We start from the raw sequence: 9,002 nt of genomic DNA, 5'->3' as shown, positions 1-9,002 counted from the left end.
ATTGCTGAAAGTCCTTGTGTAGCAAGGGCTTAGATTACTGCAAAATGCTCATATAAATGATCTGTAAATAAAGTAAATAAGATGAGGTGGTCAGATGGCAAACGAATTAATCAGAGCGTTTCAACTATTAAAAGAAAAGGAATGGGTTGATCTGACGCATACTTTCGGTCCGGAATCTCCTCATTTTTCCGCTTTTGCCGATGCCCAGTTTACTACATTATTCAACCATGATGACGGTTTTTTTGCGCAAAGCTTTACGTTCGCCGGGCAGTACGGAACTCATTTGGATGCTCCCATTCATTTTGTTCGGAACAAACGTTATTTGGATGAGCTCGATTTGAAGGAATTGGTCCTGCCTCTTGTTGTTATCGACAAATCCAAAGAATCGGAAGAAAACAATGACTATTCGCTCAGCGTAGAAGACATTTTGCAATTTGAAGCGGAGCACGGCACAATCGAGGAAGGTTCCTTCGTCGCTCTGCGAACCGATTGGAGCAAGCGTTGGTCGGATAAAGATGCATTCAATAACAAAGATGCGGACGGCAATAACCATGCACCCGGCTGGTCGCTCGCCGCGCTTCAATTCTTATTTCAGGAAAGAAAAATCAAAGCGGTCGGCCATGAAACATTCGATACGGACGCAAGCATCGACTATCAAGAAAACGGCGCCCTATTAGCCGAGTATTACGTTCTCGAGCAAGACGCCTACCAAGTCGAGCTATTAAAGAACTTGGATAAAGTGCCTGCAACAGGCGCCATCATTTTTAACATAGTGCCCAAACCAGACAAAGCGTCTGGATTTCCGGTACGGTCATTTGCCATTTTGCCGTAAGCGATACAAAAAGTACGCCACAGTCACAGCGGCGTGTTTTTCTATTAGCTAAGCCAAATAATCCCCCTATCAAGGATATTTTCAATGAGCGGTAAAGCCACGCATAGAATCCGGGAACTTGAATACAAAGTTATATTTTGCCGCGGTTTTGATTTCCGGGGCCGCTTAACACATGAAAGTCTAATTCTCACTATCTGTAAAGATATTTAGGCCCTGCACTTGAGCCAATAATGTCTCGGTTGAAGAGAGCGACAAATACACAGATGTAATGCCATCTGCTTTTCACTTTTACATACGTTAAGTCGCTTACAACGGCACGTTTGTCTTCTGTTTGTTGAAACTCACGATTCAGTTCATTTGCCTGTTTTGATTCGTTACACGGAGTTCTTTGTGGTTCGAATTGAGCCACGGTGAAGGTCGAAACTAGGCCTTGCTCTTTCATGATACGGCCAATTCGACGTCTTGATAGGGTGAGCCCACGTTAATATGCTCAAGCAGCATCTTCTGCGTAATTCCTTGGATGTCCTTTTCCAATTGGGAAAGCGACATCGGATTTTTGCCGAGCTGCCATAAAATAATGGGCTTCCATTTTCCCTTCGTCACATCATGCGTCAGTTCTAGTGGACAGGTATATTCCGTTCTTAACTTCATCCCGACCCGCTCCCAACACCCAACATATGAATCTGTGTCAAACGCATCAACTCAACTAATCCCAATCCATGTAAGCCTCAATCTCTAGCTTCTCTTTCCGGCATTCGGGACAGGCCAGTACCGTTGCTTCCGGGTACAGTTCTTCCAGCGGTTCGGACGTCAGCGGCTCCGCGCACCGGGGGCAGACATGACGGAGTTCAAACTGATCGGTATCCGATTGAATCTTCAAGTACAAGTCATTATGCAGATAGCCGCACTGATCGCACACGTAAATCACGTCGCAAGTGGTATGTACCGCGCTTTCGTCATTGATAAATGAGGCGGCCCGCTGACGTGCCTCTTCCTTCTTAATTACCGGCAAAAGCGAACTTATATATACATGGCTGAAGCCGATACCTAAAAACACATTACTGTGGTACGTGCAATGTCCGCATTTCAATTTATAAGCTATCCCCATATCAATTCCCGCTTTCCGAAAAGGTTCATTCATGTCAACATAACAAAGGAGATATTCACTTGACCGGGATCTTATACAATTCAATCCCCATCTTGAGCGATTGATTCAACTAACGAATGGCCTCAATTGCCGGCTCAAACGTTTCCTCGATTCCATCTACAAACAGATCGATATGGAATTTCAGCGTCGTCCCAAATTGTCTGCCATTATGCGTTTCCGGAGGAAGCGCGAAGGGCCCCGTTCCAGTATTCCGGCGAGCGTTTGAAGCGCGGCCTCCCGATCGCCGTACGGGAAGAACGGAACGATGCCTTCCATCACTTGCATGAGGCCGTCGGCATACAGATACTTGCGATGAACCTGCAGCCGCCCTGCTTCCTCCGTGTCCAGGCAGGAATGGATCGTCTACTGGGTCCGACGAACATAGCCTCGCAGGGTTGTGAGCTGGTTCATCTTCTTCGCCTCTCCCATTTTGCGAACCAAGGGCGAAGCCCGCAGCATAGATACAGTGTTATCGGATGCATCCGCCTTCTTCGAATATGCAATGCCTTACTTAAATTCCATCTTTAATTTCAATAATTTGTTTAATATGTCTTTGTTCATGCAAGTACAGTGATCTAACCCATTCAATTAATAACATCTCTTTAAAAACTGGGTGTATAAAATGTCTTCTACTTAGCAGTGATGGGTCTTCTACAGTTTTTAATACTTCGTTTAACTTCTCTCTTGAATGATTTAATTTTTCAATTATTTCTTTACCTTCTAAAGCTTCATCGTCCGGTTTAGCAATGTCAGGAGCTTCTATCTTATTACTTCTATCAACTAAAAATTCCCATTGCGGTTTATTCTCGCTAAACGAATCTTCTGTACTCTTTAATCCTTTCTTTATTGCCATGACATATAGTTCTTCTGTCTTGATTAAGTGTTGACATACCTGACTTATAGTCCAACTGTTTGGTTCTTTACGCTTGCTTAATTGATCTCCATTCAATGCATTAACAATTCCAAGTAATTCGTCTCTTGTTTCTTTTAATTTTTGATTGATTTCTTTAAGTTCCATGGACAACTCCCTTTCTTTCATTTTTTGCGGATCTTTTCGATAACGTCCTTGTGTTCACGACATCCATATCATTATCACGTATGACTATCATTCTGAAAACATTGAACGGGTCCCCGCCACCGGTCATCTTGTACATGCTCTTCTAGGTATTTCCCCTTCGTATATTCATCAATAACACTCTTCCAAAACTGATTGGCTTGTATATTTGTTTCTGTTTGTCTAATCTCCCATGCACCAGGAAATCTGTCAAAAAGGCGGAACGCCGCCTGCTTACCATAATTCCTTCTTCTGAACTTCCGCATAATAAAGAAATCACTAATGACATTTGTCTCATTGGCTGTACTCAATTTAACATATTCTTTGGGAACACCTGTTATTACCAAGATGAAACCTGCTATTTCTTCGTCGATCTTAATCAAAAAAGGATGTCGGTATTCATCTAGAGAGCCGTCAGCCCGATGCGTGAGTGCCATGTGATAGGATATTTTGAATCTATCGATCTCAACATATCCTTTTGGCTGTTCATACATCGTTGAACACCACCTGTTCACACTATTCCGTTCGATGTCTGAATAACCATTCAAATTGACTATTTCATTTCTTTTGCTGGAACGTATGATTGATCTCGGATTACGACGGTTTCCGGCCTAAAACATATCAATACATTGCTGTCATCTAAATTCCTAAATCTTGGATCCCATCGTTCTTCATGTGGACCTAAATATCGTGATAGTAATCGATATGCTATCTCATTATCAAATGATTTAACCTCTGCATCACCTCTAAATCCTGCATGTAAAACAAGTCCACGATAAAGATCAAAATTAACAATTCCAATTGCACATTTCGGATTTTTCTGTATTCTCTTTGGAAAACTATCTGTCGAAGTAATTCCAATAATCCATATCCGTTCTCTTTCCCAATGAAACCAAACTGGAGAGTCTCGTGGACCCTCTTCCGACATGGTTGAAAGATGAGCAAATAACGGTTTCTTTAAGAAGTTATCTAAATCAAAACTTCTTCCCCGAAATCTAATTATTCTCATGATTTTCCCTACCTTTGAATAATTAAGAGGCTGGTTTCCCTTATTCACGACGCGACCCGGCCCTTAGATAGCTCCTATCTTAGGCCGGGTCGTGTGTTGTCTGAGTCCTCTTCCATGATTATACATCTGATTACCAAGGGGCGAAAGCCCCGCAGCATGAATACGATGTTGGAGTTCAAGAGAGTTGAGGCGTCTTTATGAGAGAAAGAAGGAATATGAGAGGCGCAGACGAAGAAATATAGATCGAAGTAATCATGTGACCTAGAAGAAGGAGGAACTCATGAATTATCGAGGAAGGTTTACCGGATGCTCTATGCAAAGTCTGAACTAGGAACAACGGCGGTTGTTTGCATAGAGCCTCGTCCATATACGGGCCAAACGGCAGAAATTCCGTGGCCGCAGATGTTTACGAATCTTTTGCGGAAACCGTGTAGCGTCACGCATTCCCAGTTTATTCGCATGCTGCCGGATACCATACAGCAGTATGTCCGAGTGAAGGAACTGGAGCTGCGCAAGGAGAGTTTGCAAGCACTGACCCACTAGTGCGGTGTGTATCATATGGAACAAATACAGGAAGTACCGCAAAAAAAATGGCTCGTTTGAGCGCTATGACCAACTGATGGGGGTGAGCTAGCATGAGACAGAACTCGCGGATTTGTGCCGGCAACTTCGGCTGGCTCATGTGATGGAGTACGTCGCGCTTCAGCAGAACGAACAAGTGAGCATGCTGGTGGAACAACTTCTGACGGCAGAACTCGATGGCCGGCGCCGCGCCAAACTAGGAAAGCTCGTACAGCAGGCGGGGTTCCCGAATATTAAAACGTTTGAAGGCTATGTCAACGACCATATGTGGAGGCAGTCCGGACATGTTTCGAGAGTTAGAATGGCTAGAGCGCAAAGAGAATTTGCTGCTGAGGGCGCTGTAGGAACCGGGAAGACTCATATGGCGACTGCTTTAGGGGTAGAAGCCTGCAGACGAGGCAAAACCGTCAAGTCTACCGGGCTTCCGACCTGGTTGCGATCTTGCAGGAGAAGTTTGCGGCAGGCACAGTGAGCCGGTACCGGGAGAAACTGAGAAAGGTAGACCTACTCATGCTGGATGAAGTCGGATATGTGCCCTTTAGCCAGACGGGGGGGGGGGGGAACTATTGTTTAATATAATTGCGGATGGTTATGAAAGGCAAAGTGTTATTGTGACGTCTAACTTGGAATTTGGCCAGTGGACCTCCATCTGTGGGGACACCAAGCTTATGTCTGCGCTGGTCGATCGCTTGGTGCACCATGCACATGTTCTCTCGTTTACAGGCGAGAGCTTCCGGAACCTCATATCGCTGTATCTAGCATATCGACAGATACAGCGATATGAGGTTCCTTGTCTGCCAGTAGACAAAATATAAAATCCCCTCGAGTATTTTATTTAAATAGGTCTACCTTTGAGGGGATAAAAAAATACATCAAAAAGGCCTGTTTTCATTTAAATTTTTTAGATATTTCCATTAAGAACCAATTCTTTAGAAATTGTTTGCTGATTAAATAAATTCTTATATAACTGATTTGTTTCATATAATTCGTAATGTGAACCACACCCTGATACTTTACCTTCCTGTATAACTACAATACAGTCTGCATCCTTAATAGTTGAAAGACGGTGTGCAATAATTATCGTTGTTCTATCTCTCATTAAATTATTGAAAGCTTCTTGAACGAGTGCCTCAGATTGACTATCTAAATGAGCTGTAGCTTCATCTAATAGTAGTATTTTTGGATCTCTTATGATGGCTCTAGCAATTGCTATTCTTTGTTTTTGTCCACCTGATAAGCGGATACCTTTTTCACCAACCTCCGTATCTAGTCCTTGAGGTAGTGATGAAACAAAAGAGTCTAAGTCTGCACTCTTTAGTGCATCAAAAATGATGGAATCACTTATATCTTTCTTTATGCCATACACTAAATTCTCCTTAACACTACCTTCCATAATAGGGGTATCCTGGCTAACATATGCAATTTTATCTCTCCATTTACTTAATTCATGAGAATATATCGATCTTCCATTATAAAAAATATCCCCACTGTCAACAATATAGAATCGTTCAAGTAATGAAAATAAAGTTGTTTTACCGACTCCACTTTCACCCACAATTGCCGTCTTTTTACCTTCCTTAGCTGTAAAGCTAATATTATTTAATACTTCTCCCTTTTCACTATAAGAAAATACAACATTTGAGAAGGTAATTCCAGCTTCAATGTCTTCTTTGACATTTTCTTTATTGGATACAACAACTTCTTCAAGCTCTTCTACTAATAATGAATTGACACGTTCTGTTGCTCCCATTGCTTTTTGGGCTTGAGTGAAAAATTGAGCCATTAATGTTACGGGAGTCATAATTTGGAATATATAAAACACTATAGCTACTAGAGCTCCTGCTGACAAAGAGCCTCTTGCAACTTGGTAGCCTCCATAACCAAATATGCAAACTAATACCATTAGGAGCGTTGTTGTAATAAGAGGTGATACTACTGCTATTACCTTCCCAGATTCTAAGCCATATTTATACAATCTTCTTGCCCGCTTAGCTCCTTGAACGGCTTCTTCATTTTCAGCAACTGAAAGCTTTACTAAACGAACATCACTTAATACCCTGCTAAGATTTCCTTGAAATAAGGCTGTTTCATTTTGCAAATCTTTGGAAACACCGTACATCTTTTTACCAAGTGGGTTTAGAATCAAAAATGCAGCAGGAAAAACTAGTAGAAAAATAAGCGCCATCTTCCAATCTATTAGAATAAGAATGATAAGAGAACCTGCAATAGTAATTAGACCCGTAAAGAAAGGAATCAAATGGTCTACAAAGAAATTCTTCATTACCATAGTATCATTTGTAATTCTACTCATTATTTCCCCTGAATTATTTGCATCAAAAAATTTAACAGGAAATCTTACTACTCTTCTCCATAAATCTTCTCTTAGGCGGACAATTATTCCTTCACCAATATAAATCATCATATAAAGAGAAATACCAGAAAGTGAAACTTGGAACATAAAAAGAAGTAACAAGCCTAATAAAGTAAAAATATTAAATTCTTCAATAACCAATAAATCGACAAGTTCCATGGAAACTAATGGAATTATTAAAGATATACCCGTTTGAATTATCGATAATACAAATGCTATGAAAAGCAACCACCCAGAAGGTCTGTAATTATCTAGAATACCGATAAACTGTTTTAAAGTGAGTCTTTTCATATTTTTATGTTTATCCTTTTATTTTTATTTTTGAACGACTTATTTAAACACATATTAAATATGTGAAACTTTCATATGCCTTTTAACTTTAGGATTCAGTGTTAGAGCCAGGGGATAAATTATTCCTATTCTTGCAAACACTGAATCCTTAAATGGGGCTTTCTTATCTGATTATTTCTTTTTTAAAACTGCGGCGAAGAACTCGCTATTGTTGACGTATTCTCCACCATTAACATCTGCATATACCTTTTCAAGAGTAAATCCTGCTTCATCCACTTCTTTTTCTAAATCTTCAATACTGAAATTTTGATTCCAATAATTATAATTTACTAACTCACCATCATCAAAAACTAGAATACTTCTTTCCACAGTAACTTTATTAGGATACTTAAGTGCGGCGTATAAAGTTAAATGCCTCTTATCTGAAAATATGCTACCTTCATTAGATAACGTCCACACAATTTTTGGTTCGAACTTTTCATAACTAGTGTCTGATAACACGTCTAATAATACTAATCCTCCCGGTTTTAAGCCACGGTGGATATTGCTAAGTATTTTTTTTCTCTTAGTTGGATTAAACACACCATAAATCTGATAAATTAAAAGGGCTAAATCAAAATCATTTTCTAGCTCAATATTAGTAATATCTTCATTCCTATAATCTATTGATAAATTCTTTTCTTGAGCTTCCCTAATTGCGTAGTCAATGGAATTTTGGTTAAAATCTACACCTACAACATCGTAGCCCCTCATTGCTAATCTTTGTGAATAAAGCCCTGGACCACAACCTAAGTCAATAACCTTTTTATATTTCTCTACTGGTGCAAGGTTATTAACAAAATCAATAGTTTCATCAATAAAACTGCTATCCCTACTACCACCAGGTATATTCTCGTCAAAGTGACCCTTCAAAACAAGATCAGCTCTATCTGGATCAAGCCAGATTTCTTGTGTGCCCTCCTCAAATGGCTCGGGGTTTTTGGCTATTTCTAATAACTTTTCGATATTTATCACCATCTCTTGATTTTTTCATGATTTATGAGTATAATAAGTGAATTCTGGGTGCTTCGCTGAACTCCACTCAACTAAGCACCCCAGAATTATTTTAGTAATTGTTACTTGCTTTGATCAAAAATAAATTCGGCATTGAACTTTTGCATTCAGTTAAATCCTATTTAATTTTTTGAAGATTCATGAATTGCACTTATAAACACTTAGTGTCGACTTTCCTATAGTTATGATTGTGATTGTTGCTTCCGCTGCTTGGCCTTTACCATCAGTGTCATGCGCTAATTTTTGCAATTCCAATACGGCGTTCATTTTCTTCACCTCCTTTAAATAATTTGGCTTTCATTAATTGCATTTATAAACACTTAATGTCGACTTTCCTATAGTGATGATTGTGATTGTTGCTTCCGCTGCTTGGCCTTTACCATCAGTGTCATGCGCTAATTTTTGCAATTCCAATACGGCGTTCATTTTCTTCACCTCCTTTAAATAATTTGGCTTTCATTAATTGCATTTATAAACACTTAATGTCGACTTTCCTATAGTTATGATTGTGATTGTTGCTTCCGCTGCTTGGCCTTTACCATCAGTGTCATGCGCTAATTTTTGCAATTCCAATACGGCGTTCATTTTCTTCACCTCCTTTAAATAATTTGGCTTTCATTAATTGCACTTATAAACACTTAATGTCGACTTTCCTATAGTTAT

Annotated in this window: 12 protein-coding genes and 2 pseudogenes; 3 read left to right on the top strand and 11 right to left on the bottom strand. The window is 40.0% G+C overall.

Going from position 1 to position 9,002, the window contains the following annotated elements; genetic code table 11:
• Positions 1-94 precede the first annotated feature (94 nt).
• A complete protein-coding gene (locus LQV63_RS30815; protein WP_233699585.1) occupies positions 95-832 on the top strand; it encodes a cyclase family protein in 738 nt (245 codons plus the stop codon).
• A 205-nt stretch (positions 833-1,037) separates the two neighbouring features.
• On the opposite strand, the pseudogene LQV63_RS30810 reads toward LQV63_RS30815, so the two are convergent.
• From LQV63_RS30810 to LQV63_RS30785, 6 genes and pseudogenes are all read right to left on the bottom strand, one after another.
• A pseudogene (locus tag LQV63_RS30810) lies at positions 1,038-1,313 on the bottom strand (IS3-like element IS655 family transposase); the annotation flags it as partial.
• A complete protein-coding gene (locus LQV63_RS31655) occupies positions 1,271-1,483 on the bottom strand; it encodes a winged helix-turn-helix transcriptional regulator (RefSeq protein WP_206096698.1) in 213 nt (70 codons plus the stop codon). The pseudogene LQV63_RS30810 and the gene LQV63_RS31655, both read right to left, overlap by 43 nt.
• Positions 1,484-1,538: 55 nt before the next feature.
• The gene (locus LQV63_RS30800) at positions 1,539-1,940 is read right to left on the bottom strand and encodes a hypothetical protein (RefSeq protein WP_233699584.1); all 402 of its coding nucleotides are present in this window, start codon (positions 1,938-1,940) and stop codon (positions 1,539-1,541) included.
• 550 nt (positions 1,941-2,490) lie between these two features.
• Positions 2,491-2,997, bottom strand: coding sequence for a DinB family protein (locus tag LQV63_RS30795; RefSeq protein ID WP_233699583.1), 507 nt, complete (start codon positions 2,995-2,997; stop codon positions 2,491-2,493).
• Positions 2,998-3,071: 74 nt separating this feature from the next.
• Entirely contained in the window at positions 3,072-3,527 is a 456-nt protein-coding gene (locus tag LQV63_RS30790; protein ID WP_233699582.1) for a GNAT family N-acetyltransferase, read from the bottom strand.
• 59 nt (positions 3,528-3,586) lie between these two features.
• Positions 3,587-4,042 (bottom strand): pyridoxamine 5'-phosphate oxidase family protein, encoded by a 456-nt coding sequence (locus LQV63_RS30785; RefSeq protein ID WP_233699581.1) that lies wholly within the window; start codon positions 4,040-4,042, stop codon positions 3,587-3,589.
• Between the two features lie 306 nt (positions 4,043-4,348).
• Between LQV63_RS30785 and LQV63_RS30780 the strand changes: the two genes are divergently transcribed.
• Both LQV63_RS30780 and LQV63_RS31650 read left to right on the top strand, forming a co-directional pair.
• Positions 4,349-4,585, top strand: a complete 237-nt coding sequence (locus tag LQV63_RS30780; protein ID WP_233699580.1) for a hypothetical protein — start codon at positions 4,349-4,351, stop codon at positions 4,583-4,585.
• A gap of 142 nt (positions 4,586-4,727) precedes the next feature.
• Positions 4,728-5,439 (top strand): annotated as a pseudogene (locus LQV63_RS31650) (ATP-binding protein).
• A gap of 86 nt (positions 5,440-5,525) precedes the next feature.
• On the opposite strand, the gene LQV63_RS30770 reads toward LQV63_RS31650, so the two are convergent.
• The 5 genes from LQV63_RS30770 to LQV63_RS30750 all read right to left on the bottom strand — a co-directional run bounded on the left by LQV63_RS30770 (position 5,526) and on the right by LQV63_RS30750 (position 8,924).
• Positions 5,526-7,286, bottom strand: a complete 1,761-nt coding sequence (locus LQV63_RS30770) for an ABC transporter ATP-binding protein (RefSeq protein WP_233699579.1) — start codon at positions 7,284-7,286, stop codon at positions 5,526-5,528.
• A 171-nt stretch (positions 7,287-7,457) separates the two neighbouring features.
• A complete protein-coding gene (locus LQV63_RS30765; protein ID WP_233699578.1) occupies positions 7,458-8,303 on the bottom strand; it encodes a class I SAM-dependent methyltransferase in 846 nt (281 codons plus the stop codon).
• Positions 8,304-8,477: 174 nt separating this feature from the next.
• A complete protein-coding gene (locus LQV63_RS30760) occupies positions 8,478-8,606 on the bottom strand; it encodes a class III lanthipeptide (protein ID WP_233699577.1) in 129 nt (42 codons plus the stop codon).
• 33 nt (positions 8,607-8,639) lie between these two features.
• Entirely contained in the window at positions 8,640-8,765 is a 126-nt protein-coding gene (locus tag LQV63_RS30755) for a class III lanthipeptide (RefSeq protein WP_233699576.1), read from the bottom strand.
• Positions 8,766-8,798: 33 nt separating this feature from the next.
• Positions 8,799-8,924 carry a class III lanthipeptide gene (locus LQV63_RS30750; protein WP_233699576.1) on the bottom strand — a complete coding sequence of 42 codons (126 nt, stop codon included), beginning with the start codon at positions 8,922-8,924 and terminating at the stop codon, positions 8,799-8,801.
• Positions 8,925-9,002: the final 78 nt, after the last annotated feature.

This window comes from Paenibacillus profundus, assembly GCF_021369635.1.
Classification (GTDB): domain Bacteria; phylum Bacillota; class Bacilli; order Paenibacillales; family Paenibacillaceae; genus Paenibacillus_B; species Paenibacillus_B profundus.
Note: the sequence above shows the minus strand (reverse complement) of the source record. Positions and strands in the feature narration are given on the sequence as shown.

Excerpts from the sequence above, each read along its gene's own strand:
- LQV63_RS30815 (WP_233699585.1), top strand. The coding sequence starts at position 95 with ATGGCAAACGAATTAATCAGAGCGTTTCAACTATTAAAAGAAAAGGAA.
- LQV63_RS31655 (WP_206096698.1), bottom strand. The coding sequence starts at position 1,483 with ATGAAGTTAAGAACGGAATATACCTGTCCACTAGAACTGACGCATGAT.
- LQV63_RS30800 (WP_233699584.1), bottom strand. The coding sequence starts at position 1,940 with ATGGGGATAGCTTATAAATTGAAATGCGGACATTGCACGTACCACAGT.
- LQV63_RS30795 (WP_233699583.1), bottom strand. The coding sequence starts at position 2,997 with ATGGAACTTAAAGAAATCAATCAAAAATTAAAAGAAACAAGAGACGAA.
- LQV63_RS30790 (WP_233699582.1), bottom strand. The coding sequence starts at position 3,527 with ATGTATGAACAGCCAAAAGGATATGTTGAGATCGATAGATTCAAAATA.
- LQV63_RS30785 (WP_233699581.1), bottom strand. The coding sequence starts at position 4,042 with ATGAGAATAATTAGATTTCGGGGAAGAAGTTTTGATTTAGATAACTTC.
- LQV63_RS30780 (WP_233699580.1), top strand. The coding sequence starts at position 4,349 with ATGCTCTATGCAAAGTCTGAACTAGGAACAACGGCGGTTGTTTGCATA.
- LQV63_RS30770 (WP_233699579.1), bottom strand. The coding sequence starts at position 7,286 with ATGAAAAGACTCACTTTAAAACAGTTTATCGGTATTCTAGATAATTAC.
- LQV63_RS30765 (WP_233699578.1), bottom strand. The coding sequence starts at position 8,303 with ATGGTGATAAATATCGAAAAGTTATTAGAAATAGCCAAAAACCCCGAG.
- LQV63_RS30760 (WP_233699577.1), bottom strand. The coding sequence starts at position 8,606 with ATGAACGCCGTATTGGAATTGCAAAAATTAGCGCATGACACTGATGGT.
- LQV63_RS30755 (WP_233699576.1), bottom strand. The coding sequence starts at position 8,765 with ATGAACGCCGTATTGGAATTGCAAAAATTAGCGCATGACACTGATGGT.
- LQV63_RS30750 (WP_233699576.1), bottom strand. The coding sequence starts at position 8,924 with ATGAACGCCGTATTGGAATTGCAAAAATTAGCGCATGACACTGATGGT.